The following is a 20045-nucleotide window of genomic DNA, read 5'->3' on the forward strand; positions in this document are numbered from 1 at the left end:
TCTGGAAAAATAGTTTTCCCGCCAGGCTAACTTTACATGTGTTGGATATTATGATAAGAAATTCGTTGGTGTATAGAAAATTCCTGCTAAAGGAAAGGAGAATAGAGGTGTATTTTTTAGGGATCGACCTGGGAGGTACCACCATAAAAGGGGGAATTGTAGATAAAACAGGAAACATTTTAACCCAGGGGCAGGTCCCCACCAGAGCTGAGGCTGGGGCAGAAGCGGTTCTGGCCCAGATCGAAAACTTGACTAAAGAACTTAAGGCCAGGGTAGGTATAAGTGATGGCCAACTCCGGGGGGCAGGTATAGGCATTCCGGGTTCGGTGGACGTGGAAAAAGGTTTAGTAAGGCTCGCTCCCAACCTGCACTGGCGTAACTTCCCGTTAAGGGGAAAATTAGAAAAACTTTTAGGTATCCCGGTGGTCCTAGATAATGATGCCCATGTGGCTGCTTTAGGAGAAATGTGGCAAGGAGCTGGTCGGGATTACCAGGATATTTTAATGATCACCATTGGTACAGGCATAGGGTCAGCGGTGATCTTAAACGGCCAGGTCCACCGGGGGATTTTTGGTTACGGAGCCGAAATGGGCCATGTTAAGGTGGAACCCCATGGTCCCCTATGTGAGTGTGGGGGGCGGGGTTGCTTGGAAACTTTAGCTTCAGCTACAGCTATAGTCCGCCAAGCCAGGCAGGAATTGGAAAGAGGACGTCCTTCTTTATTGCGGGGCAAGGAGACTTTAGAAGCTAGAGATGTTTTGGTGGCGGCTGGCCAGGGAGACGAATTAGCTCGGGAGGTCTTAAATAGGGCAGCAGGGTATCTAGGAATAGCCCTGGCCAATGCTGTTCTTCTTATAGGCCCAACTGTGGTGATTTTGGGAGGTGGGGTAGCACAGGCAGGAGAGGTTATTTTAGGCCCTCTTAAGGAGAGATTCGAGGAGGCCTTGGGGCCATGGCAGATTAAACCCTTGCCGTTACTTTTAGCCCAACTAGGAAATAAAGCGGGGTTTGTAGGCGCGGCGTATCTGGCCTTAAGCTTCCTACGGGGGGAAGGTAAGTGATAACGGATATTTTAGAGAGGTTGGTAAGGGCGGCAGGTGCCGATCCCTTTAGAGGGGCCGGGGAAGAGATCGAGAATTTTTGCCGGAGGATAGGGCTTAATCTTAAGCGTCAGCCTGTACGGGAAGGCTTATATAATCTTATTTTGCCTTTGGGAGAAAACCCTCAAGTGTTGATCAGCGCCCATTTTGATACTGTTCCGGCGGTGGTGGAAGGTCGATGCGCTAGGATGGGCCAGGAGGGCTCCCGCTTTTACGGGCGGGGCAGTTGCGATGCTTTAGGATCTATCGCTGCCCTTTTGGGTACCCTCCAGGATTTGGCTGAAGAAGGGTTTGACCTGAAATCCTCCTTAGTGCTCATCGCCTTTACTGTAGATGAGGAAGAAGGAGGCGAGGGCTCGGTAATATTACAAAATATCGTACCTGCTAGTATAAAATGGGCTTTAGTCTTGGAACCCACCTCTTTAAAGTTAGCCCTTGCTGAAATGGGTACTTTAGAATATCGCGTGAAGATCAAGGGTAAAACTGCCCATGGAAGCCTGCCCGAACGGGGCCATAACCCTTTACTTATGCTTTTTGAGGTGGGATCCTACTTACAAGACCTGGCAGGAGAGTTTAACCGTACCTTTAACCCACGTATACCACTTAAATTTATTCCCCTTAAAGCAGTTGGTGGGAGTGAGGCTTTAGCTATACCAGGAAAAGCTGAATTAAAGTTCGACTTTAGAGTCCCTCCTGAGGTCCCTTTAAGTTTGCTTAAAGGTAAGATAGAGGAATTTTTCTGGAAATATCCAGAAATAGAATTTGAAGTAGTGGAGGAAGCTCCTCCTTTTCAGGTGGAACCCGCCTCCCCTTTTGTAGAGATGCTGGCTAGAATATATGAGCAGGAACTGGGGCATCCCCTTGAGTTTACCTTTATGCCTAGCTGGACAGACGCCCACAACTTTTATGAAAAAGGGTGGCTACCTGTAATCTGGGGCCCGGGAGATCTGGCGGTGGCTCATACAGAGGAAGAACACGTGGAGGTAGCAGAGCTTTTGAAAGCCCAACAGTTTCTAACTGGGCTTCTGCGTTATCTCTCCCAGGTCTAGATACATGCGTTGCCAAATGCCCTTCACTGGTCCATACCTAAAGCCGCGCCGGAGGTAGAAGTGAATAGCTGGATAATTGTGGATGCCTACCCACAGGCCAATACGCCTGTGCCCCTTGGAACACAAGAAATCGATCCCGCGGTTAAGGAGGAGGCTGCCTGCTCCCTTGCCTTGGAATTCCCGGGTCACCACCAATTCATGGATTTCGCCGATCCTTTTCTCGTCTAGGTCCCTCCATTCTGGATCTGTGCTTATAAACCCCCGGGGAAGTTGGGAATGGAGCAAGAGGAAAAAGCCTCCCTGGCTCCGGCGGAAAAGCCACTTAAGATAATACCAGACATCCTGGCTGCTCGTATAGGCATACTCCGACATACCGGCGTAGCCGGAAAGATAGACGTCAATTAGGGTTTGACGCATTTTGTTAAGCTGGGCTGTTTCGGTAAGGGACATTATTTCCATAGCCTTAATTTTATAGTACCACGTTCCCCGGTAATAGTAAACAAAGGGATACCCCTTGGAAAGGTGGTCGAAAGTCATGCAGGTACCGGGAAATTTTCTACCTTGCGGGATCGGTAGCTTACCCTTTAAAGAGCCGGAACCTGCTCTGGAGCTAATTTTTCAAAGTATGCCTCAGATCCCCCACTGGCCACAGCTACCTAGAAGGGGGCGGATAGAGCACTTTGTATACCAGAGTTTGGCTCCTCTGGTCCGGTTAGGCTTAATTGTGGTACCGGAGGGCGAGAAGCTACCCTACTTTGCTACCCAGGCCCCAGATTGGCCGGAACGGCTTACTCAATTCTACACTATATTTTTAGAGGCCACTTCAGAAGATCCTCAAGCCCTAGAGAGTTTCGCCATACCTAGGGAGGCTGGCCAGGGTTTTTACGCGTTGCTAGAGTTCCTGGTACATAAGGGGACAGGACCAGCCTTGTTCCTGAAAGGCCAGGTGGCGGGTCCCTTAACGGCGGGACTATATTTAACTGATGCCGAAGGTCGGTACGCTTTCTATGACCCTCAACTCCGGGACTTAATTATAAAAACTACGGCCATGCAGGCGCGCTGGCAAGCTAAAGCTTTAGGTCGAAGGGGTCTACCAGTCATAATTTTCGTAGATGACCCGGCTTTATCCGCTTATGGGACTTCCACCCATGTAGCCTTGAATCGAGAGGAGGCGGTGGAAGCTTTAAAGCAGGTAGCTTTAGAGATTAAGAAGGTACAGGGGATTCCAGGAGCCCATTCCTGTAGCGGAGTAGACTGGTCCATCTTTTTTGAAGCCGGTTTCCAGATAGTAAGTTTTGATGCCTATAATTACTTCGATAGTTTAAAGGTGTTTGCCCCCCAGGTAGAGAATTTCTTAGCTAAAGGGGGTATCCTGGCCTGGGGCATTGTACCCACCTATGAGCAGGCCTGGAAAGAAACCAGGGATACTTTATCCGCTCGCCTGAAACACTATCTTGATGAACTGGTGAAAAGGGGAGTAACCCCTAAGCGCCTCTACCAGCAGGCTTTAATAACCCCTTCCTGCGGGACCGGGGTACTGGAGGAAGATTTGGCTAGGCGGATCTATCAGCTTACAGCTGAAGTATCAGAACTAATGGCGACAAAGAACAAGGGAGGTTAAAAAATAAGGGGTCGAAATTATATGGAGAACTCCTTCCCTGCTTTGTCTAAAGTTTGGGAAGGAATTTTTATTTTCCCTAGCAGGAATTTTTCACCTGATGGAGAATATATGTGGTGGAAAGTGGTTTATAGTGGAGAATTAGGGTAAGAAAGTGGGGCCCCAGCCCTTGTTTATAGGGGAGTATTACCATACCATTGATGAAAAGGGTCGCCTCATTATCCCGGCTCGATTCCGAGAAGAACTGGGAGAACGTTTTATTGTTACTAAAGGCCTGGATAATTGTTTATTTGTTTATCCATGGAAAAATTGGGAAGAAATAGAACGAAAGCTTAGATCTTGGCCCCTTACCAGGTCGGATGCCCGCGCCTTCATGCGCTTTTTTTTCTCCGGGGCTACAGAATGCGAGCTGGACCGCCAGGGGAGAATATTGCTGCCAGCGAGTTTAAGGGAATACGCCCGCCTGGAAAAGGAAGTGGTGATCGCTGGGGTTTCCACACGAGTAGAAATCTGGAGCCGGGAATTGTGGGAGAAGTATTTAGAGGAAACCGCTATCCAATACGAGGCGTTGGCTGAAAAGATGGGTGATTTTGGGATTTAGAACGGGGTGGCCTATTTTCCTTGTATTTTACCCATGAACCGGTTCTTTTGCCGGAAGTTTTACGTTTCCTTAATCCCCAACCCGGGGAAATTGTCGTAGATGCCACTGTGGGCGGTGGGGGACATGCTTATGCCCTTTTAGAAAGGCTCCAGCCTGGAGGTTTTCTTTTAGGCCTGGACCGGGATGCGGAGGCTATCCGGGCTGCAAGTTTAAAACTCAAACCTTTTGGCACCAAGGTAAAGCTCTTCCAGGCCAGCTTTAGCTTATTACCCTCTATCCTGGAGCAAGAGGGCTTAAAGGGAGTCGATGGCCTGCTTTTTGATCTAGGAGTATCTTCTTATCAGTTAGAAAGGGTGGAACGCGGTTTCACTTACCAGGCTGAGGCCCCCCTCGATATGCGGATGGATCGCCGGCAGGATTTGACAGCGGCGGAGATTGTTAATACCTGGCCAGAGGAAGAATTAGCCCGCATTTTAAAGGAGTACGGGGAAGAACGTTGGGCATCGCGCATAGCCCGCTTTATAGTTAAGGCTCGCCAAAGGACGCCCATTCGAACCACTCTGCAACTTGTGGAGATCGTGAAAGCCGCCATCCCCGCAAGATTCAGGAGGACCGGACCCCATCCTGCCAGACGGACCTTTCAGGCCTTGCGCATCGCAGTAAATGATGAGCTAGGTGAACTGCAGAGGACACTAGCCAAGTTAGACCGTCTGCTCAATCCGGGGGGACGGGTGGTGGTCATTTCTTTCCATTCTTTAGAAGATAGGATAGTAAAACATGCCTTTAAAGATTTTAGCGGGAAGCTATTAGAAATCCTTACTCCTAAACCTGTAGTACCTTCTTTAGAAGAAATTAAACGCAATCCCCGGGCACGCAGCGCAAAATTGCGAGCTGCCCAGCGGGTTCTAAAAGATCTGGTAGGTGAATAAGTTGTGTTAGTGGCACCTCAGGTTAAATTATCGTGGCCCCAGCAACCATTGTCTCAACCTTATCCCAGGAAGCGCAAAGCTCATGGGCGCCGGAAGATAGCCGCAGTAGGTTTAATTTTTCTGGCCTTCGCCCTGGGTCTAACCTGGACTATACAATCTGTCCTTTTAGTGCTTAAAGGGTATGAACTGGCGCGGATAAAAAAGGAGATCTTTACCTTACAACAGGCTAATCAACGGTTAGAACTCGAGGTAGCACGCCTTAAGTCTCCCGAACGGGTGGCAGAGCTAGCTACTACTAAGTTAGGGATGATTAAGCCTGCGCCCCAGGACGTTCAATTTAGTACTGCACTCTTTAAAGATAACCTCCGGCTAGCTAAAAAGGAGTCAGTCCAGCCCGAACAGGGGAAGAGGGTTCACTCCTTCTGGGTAAGGGTAGGCCAGGCTTTACAGCATTGGCTGGCGGTAGCCCGGCCAGCCCAAGCTGCTGATAGTTAAATGATCCTGGAGATAGGGTAAAAAGTAGCTGGGGTACTAGCCAAGGGGCAGGGGAAATGTACACCAGTATAAACCTTAAAAAGCGGTTACTGGTTGTTTTTTTGCTCCTTGCAGCCGGCCTTTTAATTGTTTTGTTGCGCCTTACCTGGTTACAGCTGGTTCGGGGAGGGGAATTACAAGAGAAGGCCCTGAGGAACAGGCTGGCCACAGTCCCGGTTCCAGCGCAGCGGGGTATTATTTATGACCGCCACCGGCGAGAATTGGCTATAAATATTACTAGCGACTACATAGGGGCCTTCCCGCCGGAGGTTAGGGATTCTGGCCGGCAGGAAGAAATAGCCGCCAAACTGGCCGAGATCCTTGGTCAACCCCAGGAGGAAATACTAAAAAGAATCACGCGGCCCACTGGTTTTGAGTTTGTAGCCCGCCGGGTAGATTTTGAGAAGGCACGGAAAATACGGGAGCTCAAGCTACCTGGTATAATAGTAGTCCCGGAAAACCGCAGGTATTACCCTAATGGAATGTTAGCCGCCCATGTCTTAGGATTTGCCGGTATAGATAACCAGGGCCTTGAGGGTCTAGAGGCTATGTACGATAAAGAACTTAGCGGTGTACCGGGACAGATCGCACGGGAGTTTGATGCTTTAGGGCATGAGATCCCCCAGGCTACTCACCATTACCTGCCACCCCAAAACGGTCACAGTTTGGTTTTAACCATCGACCAGACCCTCCAGTTTATGGCCGAAAGGGAATTGGATCAATTAATGCACAGCCCTACCAATCCTCGAAGGGCCAGTATTTTAATTATGAACCCCAACACAGGAGAAATCCTAGCCCTGGCCAGCAGGCCAGCCTTCGACCCCAATCGGTTCGCGGACTTCCCCCCTGAGGTGTGGAGCAATCCTGTGGTAAGGGATGCCTATGAGCCGGGTTCCACTTTTAAAATCATAACTGCAGCTGCTGCGCTAGAAGAAGGGGTAGTGAAGCCCGAAGATAAATTTTATGATCCTGGTTACATCCAGGTAGGTCCAGATATTATAAGATGCTGGGCTTATCCTTTAGCCCATGGTAGCCAGACCTTTGCTGAGGGGGTAAAGAATTCCTGTAATCCTGTTTTTGTAAGTGTAGCTTTAAGGCTGGAGGAGAAAAAACCAGGGAGTTTTTATGATTACATCCAGGGTTTCGGTTTCGGCCATCCTACCGGGATTGATTTGACTGGCGAGGGGACAGGTATACTTATTCCCCGTGAGGAATTAAAGCCTATCAATATTGCTACTATAGGCATTGGCCAGGGGATAGCGGTTACTCCTATACAGCTCGCTGTGGCTGTGGCCGCGGTGGCTAACGGAGGAAAAATCATCAAGCCTCACTTGGTCAAGGAGATTTTAGATAGCCAGGGGAAAGTAATACGGCGTATAGACCCGGAGGTACAGCGCCAGGTCATATCCCCGGCCACAGCCCAAGTCTTACGCCAACTCCTGGAGGGGGTAGTAAGCGGGGGAACCGGAAGGAACGCCTATATTCCTGGGTACCGGGTGGCAGGTAAAACTGGTACTGCCCAGAAGCCCGGTCCAGGGGGTTACCAAGAGGGAAAGTACGTGGCCTCATTTATAGGTTTTGCTCCAGCTAACGATCCCCAAATACTGGCCTTAGTGCTGGTAGATGAACCCAAGGGTTATCCCTACTACGGCGGTGTAGTGGCTGCCCCCATTTTTCAGCGGGTAGTAGCCGATGCCCTCCGTTATTTAAAAATACCTCCTCAATATACTGTTGGTCCTAAGGAAGGGGAGAAAAAGCCGGTAGAAATTCCTAATCTTGTAGGACTGCCTTTGGAGCAGGCCAAGGCCAAATTACAGGCCTTAGGATTGGAGGCCCGGATAGAAGGAGAAGGGGGAGTTGTGGTAGCCCAGATACCTAAGGAAGGTGTAGTAGTACCCCAGGGAACAAAGGTTATCCTCTTCCTACAAGGCAAAGGGGATAAGCTACGGGTACCTGATTTGACGGGCTTACGCATCCCTGAGGCTGCGGAAGTCTTAGAAGCTCTGGGTCTTAAGCTGTGGCCAGAAGGTAGTGGCCAGGCAGGCGAACAAAGCCCGGTACCTGGTACTCTCGTACCACCTGGTACCCAGGTTAAGGTGAAGTTCTATGAACCTACCCAACCGAATCTAGGACCTTGACCATTGTCTAAAAGGCAATATAGATGGTTAAAAATAGAAATACCAGCTCTCTGGGTTTTGTGCTATCGTTAAGTTATAGAGTATGTTTTATGTGACGGCGGGTGAAGTAGATAAAGGGGGCAGTTATGATGCTGAGCTTGAAGGAACTTTCTTCTGTTGTGGAGGTTCTAGATCGCGGGGGTGATCAGGGGGTACTTATCCGAGGGCTTCACTATGATTCCCGCCGGGTGGAGCCCGGGTTTCTTTTTGTGGCTGTCCCCGGTTTCCGTACTGATGGACATCTGTACCTTAAGGAGGCAGCAGAGCGGGGAGCAGTGGCAGCCGTTATCCAGAAAGAGGTTCCCTTACCCCCTGGAATATCGTGGATCCGGGTACGGGATACCCGGATGGCCTTGGCCGATCTGGCAGCCTATTTTTATGGCTATCCTTCCCGTAGGCTTCGCTTGTTTGGAGTTACGGGAACCAATGGGAAAACTACCACTACCTATCTTATCGAAGGGCTCTTAAGCCAGGCCGGTCGACCTACTGGGCTTCTGGGTACGGTAGCCAACCGGTTAGGGGAACAGGTGCTCACTACCGAGCATACTACGCCCGAATCCTTAGATCTTCAGAGGCTTTTAGCTTGGATGGTGGACAGCGGAGCCGAGGCTGTGGCCATGGAAGTTTCTTCACATGCTTTGGCCTTGGAACGGGTACGGGGTACGGAATTTGATGTGGCTGTCTTTACCAACCTGACCCAGGATCACCTGGATTTTCACCGGAATATGGAGGACTACTTTAACGCCAAAGCCAAGCTTTTTACTTCCTTGGGCGAAGGATTTAAGTCAGGTTTTAAGTATGCGGTGATCAACAGCGATGATCTGTGGAGCCCAAGGCTTATAGCCTTGACGAAGGTACCAGTTATTACTTATGGTTTGCGTACAAAGGCTATGGTCCGGGCTGAAAACGTAAAGATGGAAAGCACGGGGACTTTCCTGGAAGTAGTTTGCGCCGGGCAGCGCTACCCGCTACATTTAAAGCTGGTAGGCCAGTTTAATGTTTACAACGCCCTAGCCGCCTGGTCTGTGGGGTGGCAGGAGGGGCTAGAGCCTCACGTTATAGCTGATATTTTAAGTAGGCTGGAAGGTGCACCGGGACGCTTTGAGAAAGTAGAGGCAGGCCAGGATTTTACTGTTATAGTAGATTACGCCCATACACCGGATGGCTTGGAGAATGTCCTCCGGGCTGCCCGCCAGGTTACACCGGGACGGGTTATAGTGGTTTTTGGCTGCGGTGGTGACCGGGACCGGACCAAGCGTCCCCTCATGGGAGAAGCAGCGGCAAAGCTTAGCGATTTTTGTGTTATCACCTCTGATAATCCTCGAAGCGAAGACCCGGAAGCCATTATAGCGGAGATTCTTCCAGGGGTAGAGCGCGTGAAGACCAGGGATTATATTGTGGAAGTGGACCGACGCCGGGCCATCGCCCGGGCCCTAGAGATGGCCCGTTCCGGTGACACTGTGGTCATCGCAGGTAAAGGCCACGAAACTTACCAATTAATTGGCGGGAAGGTTTTGCCCTTTGATGACCGGCAGGTAGCGCGGGAAGAACTTAAACGTCTGGGGTGGAAAGGATGATCTCCCTTACCTTAGGAGAACTTTGTCGTGTGCTACAAGGGGAGCTGCTTCAAGGGGATCCGAATATTAAGGTGCAGGGTGTGAGCACGGATAGCCGCCAGATTAAGAGTGGAGAAGTATTTTTTGCCCTTAAGGGTGAGCGTTTTGACGGGCACGATTTTGTAAGGGAGGCCCTGGCTAAGGGAGCGATAGCGGCTATAGTGGCCAGGAAGATAGAAGGGATGCCGCAGGGTGGACTTATCATAGTACCTGACACTTTAAAAGCCCTTCAGGACTTAGCTCTTTATCACCGGCGAACTGCTTTTAAAGGAGAGCTTATAGGGATCACCGGCTCCAGCGGGAAGACCACTACGAAAAATTTGGTGGCCCGGGTCTTGGAGGCCAAGTTTAAAGTGTTGAAAACCCCAGGTAACTTCAATAACGAGATAGGTCTTCCTTTGACCCTCCTGAATCTTAAGCCGGAACACCAAGTAGTAGTGGTGGAGATGGGGATGCGGGGAAGGGGGGAGATAGCCTCCCTTTGCCAGGTGGCCCAGCCTACGGTTGGAGTTATAACTAACATTGGCACTGCCCACCTGGGGAGGCTAGGCTCGGTGGAAAATATAGCTCTGGCCAAGAGGGAACTTTTAGAATCCCTTCCCCCAGGAGGATGGGCAGTTTTAAACGGAGATGATCCCTGGTGCCGGCGCCTGGCCGAGGGTTTGCCCGTCCGTCCTGTTTTTTATGGCTTTGAAGATTCAGCCACCTTCCAGGCCCGGGACATCAGAATGAAGGGCTTAGAAGGAATAGAGTTTGTAGTGAGGTTTCCGGAAGGGGAGACCAAGGTTCGCCTTCCAGTACCAGGGAAGCATAACGTTCTAAATAGCCTAGCCGCCTTAACCTTGGGGTACTTTTTAGGGGTGGAAATAGATAGTATGGTGGAAAAGCTCTTAGAATGGCCAGCCGAAAGTATGCGGCAAGAAATTTTACCTGGCCCCCAGGGCTCCCTGATTTATAACGATGCTTATAATGCGAACCCGGAATCTACTCTGGCCGCTTTAGATGTTCTAAAAGAGCTACCAGGCCGCAGGATAGCTGTGTTAGGTGATATGCTTGAACTAGGGGAAAAAGGCCCGGAGCTACACCAGAAGGTGGGGAGGCGGGCAGCGGAGGTCGGGCTATCCATGCTAGTAACAGTGGGGGAACTAGCCCGGGAGATAGCTACCGGGGCTTTAGATTCTGGGATGTCTAATACCCGGGTATTTTCTTTTCTTCATCCCCGCGAGGCTGGGCAGTTTCTTGCCCGCCACTTGCAACCTGGCGATGTGGTTCTCCTCAAAGGTTCTAGGGCGGCAAGATTAGAGCAAGTTTTAGAGGAGCTACAAGAGGTGAAAAGATGAAGACGGGTCTTATTGCGCTCCTTTTAAGTTTCGGTTTCACCACCCTATTAGCACCGCCGCTTATAAAGATATTGCAGTTCGTTAAGGCTGGCCAAATAGTGCGAAATGATGGGCCACAGAGGCATTTGGGCAAGGCGGGGACCCCCACCATGGGAGGCCTTATTTTCCTTTTGGGTTTAACCCTAGCTACCTTAATCTTAGGCGAAACTAGTTTATTAATTTTTACTTTATTAGGTATTACCTGGGGTTATGCTCTACTGGGCTGGTTAGATGATATGTTGAAAGTAGTCCTACGGCGCCCCTTAGGGCTCTTAGCCAGGCAAAAACTGGCTGGACAGGTTATATTGGGTCTAGTGGCAGGACTAGTGGCCATGCTTTATTTGGGCCGGGGCACTGAGGTACCCCTCCCTTTTAGCTCCCTACGGTGGGACCTAGGGTGGTATTACCCAGCCTTAGCAGCCATGGTACTGGTTTCAACTACTAATGCTGTGAATTTAACTGATGGGTTAGACGGGCTGGCCGCGGGGACTACCTTTATAGTGGCCTTGGCGTATTTCATTCTTGCCCTAGCTTTGGACAAGGCTGAGCTCATTATTTTTGCAGGAGCCTTGGCTGGAGGATGTTTAGGTTTTTTGCTATATAATTTTCATCCAGCACGAGTGTTCATGGGGGATACAGGTTCCCTAGCCTTGGGCGGGGCGGTGGGCATTTTAAGCATTTTAACACGCACCGAGTTAATACTCCCTATTTTAGGAGCAGTATATGTCTTAGAAGCGTTGTCTGTGATTTTACAAGTGCTCTACTTCCGTTTAACCGGACGGCGCTTCTTGCGCATGAGCCCTTTACACCACCATTTTGAGTTGGCGGGGTGGCCAGAGACGAAGGTGGTCTTATTCTTTTGGCTATTGGCTTTATTTTCTTCTAGCCTAGGATTATATAGCTTAACCTGGAAATGAAGAATAAAAAATTAATCACCAAACAGAAAGGGTAATAGGATATGGAATGGTCCCTAAAGAAAGTGCTGGTAGTTGGGTTGGGGAAGAGCGGGATGGCAGCCGCCCAGGTACTAGCTAGACTGGGAGCTAAGGTATTCGCTTGTGATAAAGCCTTAAAAGACGAGGTGGAAATTAAGCCGCTTAAAGAATTAGGTGTAACAGTATTCCTAGGTTGTTACCCCCAAGTAGAAGAGATTCATCCTGATCTTGTAGTCACCAGCCCTGGAGTACCCTTGGGGGAACCCCCTTTAAAGGCTGCTCGGGAAGCAGGAATCCCTATCTGGGGGGAGTTAGAGCTGGCCTACCGACTTCTGCCAGCAGAGGCCAAGATAGTAGCAATAACCGGTACAAATGGTAAAACCACTACTACAGCGTTGGCGGGGCAAATACTTAAAGATGCAGGTTACCCTACGGTGGTGGCGGGCAATATAGGGATTCCTTTAATAGGAGAAGTAGAGAAGGCCCGGCCAGGGCAGTATTTTGTCTGTGAGGTTAGCAGTTTCCAGCTGGAGACAGTGGATACTTTCCATCCGCATGTGGCTGCTATACTCAATATCACCCCTGATCATTTAGACCGGCATGGGAGCTTTTCGGAATACGTTAAGACTAAGGCTAGGCTTTTGAGCCTGCAAGGCCCGGATGATTTTGCTGTACTAAACTTCGACGATCCTCCTACCCGTAGCCTAGAAAAGCAAGTTAAAGGACATTTAATGTATTTTAGCCGCCAAAAAACTTTAAGCTTTGGATGCTTTATCCAGGAAGGCTTTATTTGCCTTAATCTAGGAAAGGGGGTTCAGCCCTTATGCCGCGTGGAGGAGCTGGCCCTTAGAGGGCTACATAACCTGGAAAATTCCCTGGCCGCGGCAGCTATAGGAGGGATCCTGGGTGTTCCTCCTTACACCTTAGGCCATACCTTAAAAACCTTCCCTGGAGTTCCTCACCGGTTAGAACCGGTAGCCTACCTAGAAGGGGTCCTATATGTAAACGACTCTAAAGGAACCAATCCTGAAGCCACTATTAAAGCTCTAGAGGCTTATTCTGAACCCCTGATTCTGATAGCCGGTGGTAAAAATAAGGGCAGTGATTTTACCCCCTTAGCCCAGAAGATGTTAGGGAGAGTAAAACATCTGATTCTTTTAGGGGAGGCAGCTCCTGTTATTAAACAGGCGGCCAAGGAAGCCGGGTTAACTTCTATTTTTATGGTGCGGGATTTAAAGGAGGCTGTAGAGCGAGCTAAGGAACTGGCTAGGCCAGGTGACATAGTCTTGCTTTCTCCCGCCTGTGCGAGCTGGGATATGTTCCGCAACTATGAAGAACGGGGAAACCTCTTTAAGAGCCTAGTACGTTCCCTTGCTGAAGGGAGGAGATAAGTTTGCTCCGGCGAGCGGACTTACGAGCGGAATCCCCAGTTGATTTTGGGCTTCTTTTGGGTGTTTTGGTGCTTTTAAGTATGAGCATTATAATGGTCTTTAGCTCTAGCGCTATTACTGCAGCTAACAGTCAAGGTGATGCTTTTTATTTTCTTAAGCGGCAACTGGCCTGGGCTGGATTGGGCTTAACTTGCATGATTACCCTTATGCGCATCCCTTATATTACTTTCCGTCGGCTGGCTGGGCCTTTATTGGGGATATCTATATTGTTACTAGTTCTTGTACTTATCATTGGTATCAGTGCTAAAGGATCTAGTCGGTGGTTGGGAGTAGGGCCTTTCTCCTTCCAGCCCTCGGAGGTAATAAAATTGGCTATGGTCATTTTTCTCGCGGCGAGACTTGCGGAGAATTCACGCCGTCTGGGTAGCTCCTTTGTTCGGGGCTTAGGACCATATCTCCTGCTCGTTCTTTTGGTATGTGGGCTTATCCTGGCTCAACCAGACTTAGGGACAGCCATAGCTATAGCAGGGACTTCCTACCTTTTGTTAACCGCAGCTGGAGCTAATCGTAAGCACCTATTAATTTTATTTTTGGCTGGCCTAGCTTTGGTAGGTCTGGCCATTATTATAGCACCTTACCGCATGGCTCGTTTTACTGCCTTCTTAAACCCTTGGGCTGATCCCCAGGGGAAAGGGTACCAGACTATACAGTCCCTTCTAGCCTTAGGCTCGGGAGGTCCCTTTGGTACAGGGCTCGGGCGGGGACGACAAAAGCTTTATTATGTTCCAGAGGAACATACGGATTTTATCTTTGCTATTTTAGGGGAAGAGCTAGGCTTTATCGGGACGGCCCTGGTAGTGGCCGCTTTCGCCCTTTTACTTTGGCGGGGTTTTCGGGTGGCCATGAAGGTACCAGATGCTTTTGGTTCTCTTCTTGCCGCAGGGATCACCATTATGATAATATTCCAGGCGTTGCTAAATATGGGGGTAGTTACCGGCCTACTACCAGTTACCGGTATAACTTTACCTTTGGTAAGCTATGGAGGTTCCTCCCTGGTTTTTACCCTGGCTGGGGTAGGGATACTTCTCAATATTTCCCGCTATGTACGTACCTAGTATAGTATAAGAAGGGGAGGTAACTTCCCTTGCGGGTAGTAGTTACTGGTGGGGGTACCGGAGGGCATGTCTATCCGGCCTTGGCCATTGCCCAGGGCCTACTTAAGGCCCGACCGGGCATAGAGGTTTTATATATAGGCACCCATCGAGGACTAGAGGCCGAGGTAGTTACTAGAGCAGGGCTGCCTCTAGCCACTATAACAGTCCAGGGGTTAGAAAGAAGGCGCCTTTGGAAAAACTTTCAAGCTCTAGCTCGGTTAGGTCGGGGGATCTGGGAAGCCTATAAGTTATTGCGCTGCTTCCAACCTCAGGTAGTGGTGGGTACGGGGGGCTATGTATGTGCTCCAGTATGTGTAGTGGCTGCTGCCCTTCGGATTCCAATTATTCTCCATGAACAAAATGCCTTCCCTGGCCTTACTAACCGCTGGTTGGCCAGAGTGGCCCGGACGGTTTGCCTGACCTTCCCGGAGGCTAAAAAATATTTCCCGTCGCGGGTAGAGTTAATTACTACTGGCCTTCCGGTACGGCCCGAGATCATATCAGCTGACCGAGGGAAAGCTAGAGCAGAACTAAATCTTAAGCCGGACCAATTTTTTATCCTGATCGTAGGAGGAAGCCAGGGTGCCCGAAGCTTGAATCAAGCTGCGCTTTCCCTTTTCCGGGCCTATCAGGGACAACCCTCCCTTAAGATACTCCATGTGGCTGGTCGTCAGGATTATGAACGTTTAAAGGCCCAAGCAGAGGAATGGGGGATACAATTGGACAAAAATGGAAATATTACCATTGTACCTTATCTACACGATATACATATAGCCTTGGCAGCAGCTGATTTGGTGATAGGCCGAGCTGGAGCCTCTTTCCTAGCGGAAGTGCTAGTAAGGGGCCTGCCTACTATTCTTATACCGTATCCTTATGCAGCCAGCAATCATCAGGAATATAACGCCCGCGCGGTAGCTAAACAAGGGGCAGCCATAATCGTACGCGATAGTGAGTTAACAACGGGAAAACTCCTGCGGACAGTAGAGAGCCTTTTAGCTGACCCGGAAAAACTTAAAAGAATGGCCCAAGCTAGCGCTCGTTTAGGCCGGCCAGATGCCTTGGAGAAGATTGTGACTAAGATACTGGCGTTGGCAGAGGAGCGTCACCCTTGACTTTAGCTCGGCATATCATACAGATGAGTAGAGAGGCTGCTGATGGGGGGAAAGGAGATGACAGCTTGTCGCTAAAAGGCTGGACCCATTTTGTTGGTATCGGCGGGGTGGGCATGAGCGGGTTGGCGCAGTTACTCCTGGCTTCAGGCCACCCGGTTTCGGGTTCCGATATAAAGAAAAACAAATATACGGAACTCCTTGAAGAGAGGGGTGCGATAATTTACCAAGGGCATCACGCCAGCCATATCGGTCCTCTAGTTCGGCGGGTGGTAGTTTCCTCGGCCATTTCCCCTGAAAACCCGGAGGTGAAAGAAGCGGAAAGGCGAGGATTAGAGATAATTAAAAGGGGGAAATTATTGGCCGAGCTTATGTTCCCTCACAGGGGTATAGCGGTGGCAGGAGCCCACGGGAAGACGACTACTTCGGCCATGATCAGCCTTATCCTATGGCAGGGGGGCCTCGATCCCACAGCGGTGATAGGTGGGTATGTCCCGGGACTGGGCAGCAATGCCCGCCTGGGGAATTCGCCCTTTTTTGTAGCAGAAGCCGATGAAAGCGACGGTTCTTTTTTATGGCTCAATCCAGAAATAGCAGTAGCCACCAACATTGAGGATGATCACCTGGATCATTACGGTACCTTAGAGGGTATTGTAGAGGCTTTCCGGGATTTCTTGCATAGAGTAAGGCCTGGGGGAGCAGCGGTTCTCTGCCTGGAGGATGCTCTCCTATGGAGATTAATTCCAGAGGTAAAAAGAACAATAATAACCTATGGTTTCCGTAGCGATGCCCATTACCAGGCCCGGGATGTTAAGCTTAAGGGCCTGGGTAGCCAGAGTAAAATTTATGGTCATGGGAAATTACTAGGAGAGCTAGAGCTTAAAGTTCCTGGAATGCACAACGTCCTTAACGCCCTGGCTGCCATAGCTGTGGCGCACCGGTTAGAAGTACCCTGGCTGGCTATCCAGGATGCTCTAGCTACCTTCCGGGGGGTGGAACGGAGGTTCCAGATTTTACAGGATGCTGGGGATATCTGGGTGGTAGATGATTATGCCCATCATCCCACCGAAATCCGGGCTACCTTAGCGGCTGCCCGTCAGGTAAGAGCTAAACGCATTGTGGCCATCTTCCAACCTCACCGGTATACGCGTACCTTTTATTTACATCGCGAATTGGCTCGCGCCTTACAGGGAGCAGATATGGTGATTATCAATGATATATATCCTGCAGGGGAGAAACCTTTGCCGGGTGTGCATGCTCGGCTCATAGTGCAGGCTTTAGAAGAAGCTGGGCATCCCGCCGTACACTATCTACCTTCAGGAACGGCTACTTTAGAGTTTTTAAGAAAAAATATCCGGCCAGGGGATCTAGTTCTCACTTTGGGCGCTGGGGACGTCTACGAGATTGGAGAAGAGCTGGCCCGGTATCTTGAGGCGGGGAGCGGGGCTCGGGTGGAGGGATAAAAGGTTAGGCGATATGAACGATCTTAGTTCCTTGGGCGCGGAGCTACAGCGTTATATCATGGGCCAGGTATTGATAGATGAGCCCCTGTCCCGACATACCACTTTCCGCATCGGCGGGCCAGCCGATCTCCTGGTCTTGCCTATAAGCCGCGCGGACCTGGAGGCTTGTTTAGAGTTTAGCCGCCAAAAGGGAGTACCTTTGCACATTATGGGTAAAGGGTCCAACCTTTTGGTACGGGAAAGGGGGGTCCGAGGCTTAGTAATAAAAACCACCAAATTGTCCCGCATACGGGTAGAAGATTTAAGTATACGGGCAGAAGCCGGGGCTTCGCTAGCTAGAGTTCTTTCTGTAGCCCAGAAAGCTGGCCTTTCCGGTCTAGAATTTGCCACCGGTATCCCAGCTACATTAGGCGGGGCTACAGTAATGAATGCTGGAACACCAGATGGGTTCCTGGGAGAAGTAATCTTAAAGGTGGAGGTTTTGGATAAAGAAGGGCGATTTCTATTCCTAGAGAGTAGTGAGCTGGGATTTGGATACCGTGAGAGCCGGCTTAAAGGTTCCGGCCTGGTAATAGTAACCGTAGAGTTGGCTTTGAAACCTGGGGATCCTAAAGAGATTGCTAGACTAATAGCAGAGAGATTAGCCTTGCGCCGTCGGAAACAGCCCCTGGCTTGGCCTAATGCCGGGTGTATCTTTAAAAACCCTCCGGGTTACGCTGCCGGATGGCTGATAGAGCAGGCAGGAGCCAAGGGCTGGCGCCAGGGGGATGCTGAAGTTTCTACCACCCATGCCAATTTCATTATCAACCGCGGAAAGGCTACAGCCTCTGATGTTCTAGCTTTAGTGGAGAGGATCCGGGAAGCGGTGTTCAGGCGCTTTGGTATATATCTTGAGCTAGAAATTGAAACTTGGGGAGAAGGCCCCTAAAAGGGGAGGGAAAGGCCGTGGAATGTTTAAAGATTGTAGGAGGTTATCCCTTGGAAGGAGAAATAAAGGTTAGCGGGGCCAAGAACGCCATTCTCCCCATCATGGCAGCCACTTTGTTAACCCGGCATCCCTGTTGCCTGGAAGGTGTCCCGGATTTAATTGATGTGAAAGTGATGGGAGAAGTTATAAAAACATTGGGAGTTAAGATTAAAAAGGAAGGAGATACCCTTTATATCGACCCTTCTTTAGCCCAGGAGAGGGAGATACAGCCCGATTTAACTAGACGGCTAAGGGCCTCAAACCTCATAATGGGCCCCCTTCTTAGCCGGTGGCACCGCTTTCGTGTAGCTTATCCAGGTGGTTGCGCTATAGGGTCGCGTCCCCTGGATCTGCACCTTAAGGGGTTTATAGCTATGGGGGCCACTATCCGGGAAGCCCAGGGATTTATTGAAGCTACGGCACCCCGGTTATATGGAGCTGATATTCATTTAGATTTCCCTAGTGTAGGAGCCACCGAAAACCTTATGATGGCGGCGGTTCTGGCTGAAGGAGTAACTATCCTGCGGAATGTAGCGCGGGAACCCGAAATTGTTGACTTACAAAATTTTCTTAACAAAATGGGGGCTAAGGTGCAAGGAGCAGGTCAGGATGTTATCAGAATAGAAGGTGTGCCAGAACTCCGGGGAGCTAGGCACCGTATCATCCCTGACCGTATCGAGGCCGGAACTTACCTGGTGGCTGCGGCAGGAACTAGGGGGAGGCTTTACGTAAGGGGAGCCCAGGTCGAACATCTGGCTGCTGTATTAGCTAAACTCCGAGAGATGGGAGCATACATTAGAGAGGAAAAGAATGGCATCTACCTGGAAGCAAAGAAACGCTTACAAGCGGTGGATTGTAAGACACTCCCTTATCCCGGTTTTCCTACTGATATGCAGCCCCAGATTATGGCCTTGATGACCACAGCTCAAGGGACTGGAATTATTATCGAAAGCATTTTTGAAAACCGCTTTCACCACGCAGCCGAACTTAAGAGAATGGGTGCCGATATTAAAATAGAAGGAAGAATTGCTATCGTTACTGGGGTATCTACTTTAAGTGGTGCCCTAGTAGAAGCCCGGGATTTAAGGGGTGCAGCAGCCTTGGTGATCGCTGGACTAATGGCCGAAGGTTTAACCTCTGTGGAAGGAGTGCACCATTTAGACCGTGGCTACGAAAGGCTGGAAAACAAACTACAATCTTTGGGAGCCAAGTTATGGCGGGAGAAATCAGAATAAATTTCCTTTTTTTAGTAGCACCTTGGACAAGTTCAGCCCTTTTGCTATAATGGCAGTAAATAAGAGGAAACGCCATCGCCTCCGCCGGTTATTGATATTTATTTTGTGCTGCACTTCTTTCTTTTTTTTCCTCCACTCTGACTTTTTCAGCCTGCAAAGGGTGGAGGTAGAGGGTAACCGGAGAGTCCCGGTAGAAGAGATTTACCGCCTTACAGGATTGGAAGTAGGTACTAACCTCTGGCGCATAGATACTAAAGGGGTAGTTGCTCGCCTTAAGAACCACCCCTTGTTAGAAACAGTGAGTGTAAAACGTAAATGGCCCCATACCTTAGTAATTTATGTGCACGAAAGAGAGCCACTAGCCCTTCTTCCAGGACCGGGAATATTTTGGGTTCTCGATGGTGGGGGATATATTATGGAGAGTATAAGCCATATAACCTCAAAGAAGCTTCCCCTTATTTCTGGAGTTCAGGTTAAGGGTCAAGTGGGACCGGGGACTAAGTTGGAAGACCTGCGGCTTGAGGTAGCTCTAGATGTGTTAAAGGCACTTCCTCCCCAGGCTCGAGAAGAAATAGAAGAAATCCAAGCTTCTGATCCGGAAAACCTGTTGCTTTATTTGCCAGAAAGGATTAAAGTGAAATTTGGCGATGCTACTTCAGTAGAAGATAAGTGGGAACGATTACAGGGGGTATTAAAGGACACAAATCAGTTAGGGCTATTAGAGTATATAGATGTAAGCTTTAATGGACCACCAGTTATAAAATTGCGCCAGAAAAGGTGAGGGCGAT

At 49.8% G+C, this 20045-nt stretch carries 18 protein-coding genes; 17 read left to right on the top strand and 1 reads right to left on the bottom strand.

The genetic code is table 11. From position 1 onward, the window contains the following. The first annotated feature begins 68 nt into the window (after window positions 1–68). Window positions 69–1061 (top strand): ROK family protein, encoded by a 993-nt coding sequence (locus B9A14_RS05090; RefSeq protein WP_172839040.1) that lies wholly within the window; start codon window positions 69–71, stop codon window positions 1059–1061. Beyond that, entirely contained in the window at window positions 1058–2149 is a 1092-nt protein-coding gene (locus B9A14_RS05095) for a M20/M25/M40 family metallo-hydrolase (RefSeq protein WP_084664499.1), read from the top strand. The genes B9A14_RS05090 and B9A14_RS05095 overlap by 4 nt, the downstream gene beginning before the upstream one ends. On the opposite strand, the gene B9A14_RS05100 is transcribed toward B9A14_RS05095, so the two are convergent. After that, entirely contained in the window at window positions 2114–2686 is a 573-nt protein-coding gene (locus tag B9A14_RS05100; protein WP_231967936.1) for a GNAT family N-acetyltransferase, read from the bottom strand. The two genes, B9A14_RS05095 and B9A14_RS05100, sit on opposite strands and share 36 nt — an antisense overlap. Between B9A14_RS05100 and B9A14_RS05105 the strand changes: the two genes are divergently transcribed. From B9A14_RS05105 to B9A14_RS05175, 15 genes are all read left to right on the top strand, one after another. Continuing rightward, window positions 2685–3770, top strand: coding sequence for a uroporphyrinogen decarboxylase/cobalamine-independent methonine synthase family protein (locus B9A14_RS05105; protein WP_084664500.1), 1086 nt, complete (start codon window positions 2685–2687; stop codon window positions 3768–3770). The genes B9A14_RS05100 and B9A14_RS05105 overlap by 2 nt on opposite strands. Before the next feature lie 166 nt (window positions 3771–3936). Next, a complete protein-coding gene (gene mraZ, locus B9A14_RS05110) occupies window positions 3937–4368 on the top strand; it encodes a division/cell wall cluster transcriptional repressor MraZ (RefSeq protein ID WP_084667042.1) in 432 nt (143 codons plus the stop codon). 20 nt (window positions 4369–4388) lie between these two features. After that, on the top strand, window positions 4389–5297 hold the full coding sequence (gene rsmH, locus B9A14_RS05115) for a 16S rRNA (cytosine(1402)-N(4))-methyltransferase RsmH (protein ID WP_084664501.1): 909 nt from the start codon (window positions 4389–4391) through the stop codon (window positions 5295–5297). 3 nt (window positions 5298–5300) lie between these two features. Continuing rightward, the gene (locus B9A14_RS05120; RefSeq protein ID WP_084664502.1) at window positions 5301–5792 is read left to right on the top strand and encodes a septum formation initiator family protein; all 492 of its coding nucleotides are present in this window, start codon (window positions 5301–5303) and stop codon (window positions 5790–5792) included. A 56-nt stretch (window positions 5793–5848) separates the two neighbouring features. Then, window positions 5849–7969: a stage V sporulation protein D gene (locus B9A14_RS05125; RefSeq protein WP_084664503.1), complete on the top strand. Its 2121-nt coding sequence runs from the start codon at window positions 5849–5851 to the stop codon at window positions 7967–7969. Window positions 7970–8097: 128 nt separating this feature from the next. Further along, on the top strand, window positions 8098–9585 hold the full coding sequence (locus tag B9A14_RS05130) for a UDP-N-acetylmuramoyl-L-alanyl-D-glutamate--2,6-diaminopimelate ligase (RefSeq protein WP_172839041.1): 1488 nt from the start codon (window positions 8098–8100) through the stop codon (window positions 9583–9585). Further along, window positions 9582–10964 (top strand): UDP-N-acetylmuramoyl-tripeptide--D-alanyl-D-alanine ligase, encoded by a 1383-nt coding sequence (locus B9A14_RS05135; protein WP_084664505.1) that lies wholly within the window; start codon window positions 9582–9584, stop codon window positions 10962–10964. Before B9A14_RS05130 ends, B9A14_RS05135 begins: the two co-directional genes overlap by 4 nt. Next, entirely contained in the window at window positions 10961–11920 is a 960-nt protein-coding gene (gene mraY, locus B9A14_RS05140) for a phospho-N-acetylmuramoyl-pentapeptide-transferase (RefSeq protein WP_084664506.1), read from the top strand. Before B9A14_RS05135 ends, mraY begins: the two co-directional genes overlap by 4 nt. A gap of 41 nt (window positions 11921–11961) precedes the next feature. Further along, the gene (murD, locus tag B9A14_RS05145; protein ID WP_084664507.1) at window positions 11962–13329 is read left to right on the top strand and encodes a UDP-N-acetylmuramoyl-L-alanine--D-glutamate ligase; all 1368 of its coding nucleotides are present in this window, start codon (window positions 11962–11964) and stop codon (window positions 13327–13329) included. A 2-nt stretch (window positions 13330–13331) separates the two neighbouring features. Beyond that, a complete protein-coding gene (ftsW, locus tag B9A14_RS05150) occupies window positions 13332–14444 on the top strand; it encodes a putative lipid II flippase FtsW (RefSeq protein ID WP_231967938.1) in 1113 nt (370 codons plus the stop codon). A 29-nt stretch (window positions 14445–14473) separates the two neighbouring features. Beyond that, on the top strand, window positions 14474–15595 hold the full coding sequence (gene murG, locus B9A14_RS05155) for an undecaprenyldiphospho-muramoylpentapeptide beta-N-acetylglucosaminyltransferase (RefSeq protein WP_084664508.1): 1122 nt from the start codon (window positions 14474–14476) through the stop codon (window positions 15593–15595). Further along, a complete protein-coding gene (gene murC, locus B9A14_RS05160; protein WP_231967940.1) occupies window positions 15592–17055 on the top strand; it encodes a UDP-N-acetylmuramate--L-alanine ligase in 1464 nt (487 codons plus the stop codon). The genes murG and murC overlap by 4 nt, the downstream gene beginning before the upstream one ends. Window positions 17056–17068: 13 nt before the next feature. Further along, on the top strand, window positions 17069–17983 hold the full coding sequence (murB, locus tag B9A14_RS05165) for a UDP-N-acetylmuramate dehydrogenase (protein ID WP_084664509.1): 915 nt from the start codon (window positions 17069–17071) through the stop codon (window positions 17981–17983). 17 nt (window positions 17984–18000) lie between these two features. Beyond that, window positions 18001–19257, top strand: coding sequence for a UDP-N-acetylglucosamine 1-carboxyvinyltransferase (gene murA, locus B9A14_RS05170; protein ID WP_084664510.1), 1257 nt, complete (start codon window positions 18001–18003; stop codon window positions 19255–19257). Between the two features lie 49 nt (window positions 19258–19306). After that, the gene (locus B9A14_RS05175) at window positions 19307–20038 is read left to right on the top strand and encodes a cell division protein FtsQ/DivIB (protein WP_157109781.1); all 732 of its coding nucleotides are present in this window, start codon (window positions 19307–19309) and stop codon (window positions 20036–20038) included. The last annotated feature ends 7 nt before the right edge of the window (window positions 20039–20045 follow it).

The organism is Thermanaeromonas toyohensis ToBE, assembly GCF_900176005.1.
GTDB classification, from domain to species: Bacteria; Bacillota; DSM-521; order Neomoorellales; family Neomoorellaceae; genus Thermanaeromonas; species Thermanaeromonas toyohensis.

Coding starts and splice junctions, on each gene's coding strand:
- B9A14_RS05105 (WP_084664500.1), top strand. CDS start 2,685: ATGCAGGTACCGGGAAATTTTCTACCTTGCGGGATCGGTAGCTTACCC.
- B9A14_RS05100 (WP_231967936.1), bottom strand. CDS start 2,686: ATGACTTTCGACCACCTTTCCAAGGGGTATCCCTTTGTTTACTATTAC.
- B9A14_RS05125 (WP_084664503.1), top strand. CDS start 5,849: ATGTACACCAGTATAAACCTTAAAAAGCGGTTACTGGTTGTTTTTTTG.
- B9A14_RS05130 (WP_172839041.1), top strand. CDS start 8,098: ATGCTGAGCTTGAAGGAACTTTCTTCTGTTGTGGAGGTTCTAGATCGC.
- B9A14_RS05135 (WP_084664505.1), top strand. CDS start 9,582: ATGATCTCCCTTACCTTAGGAGAACTTTGTCGTGTGCTACAAGGGGAG.
- mraY (WP_084664506.1), top strand. CDS start 10,961: ATGAAGACGGGTCTTATTGCGCTCCTTTTAAGTTTCGGTTTCACCACC.
- murD (WP_084664507.1), top strand. CDS start 11,962: ATGGAATGGTCCCTAAAGAAAGTGCTGGTAGTTGGGTTGGGGAAGAGC.
- murB (WP_084664509.1), top strand. CDS start 17,069: ATGAACGATCTTAGTTCCTTGGGCGCGGAGCTACAGCGTTATATCATG.
- B9A14_RS05175 (WP_157109781.1), top strand. CDS start 19,307: ATGGCAGTAAATAAGAGGAAACGCCATCGCCTCCGCCGGTTATTGATA.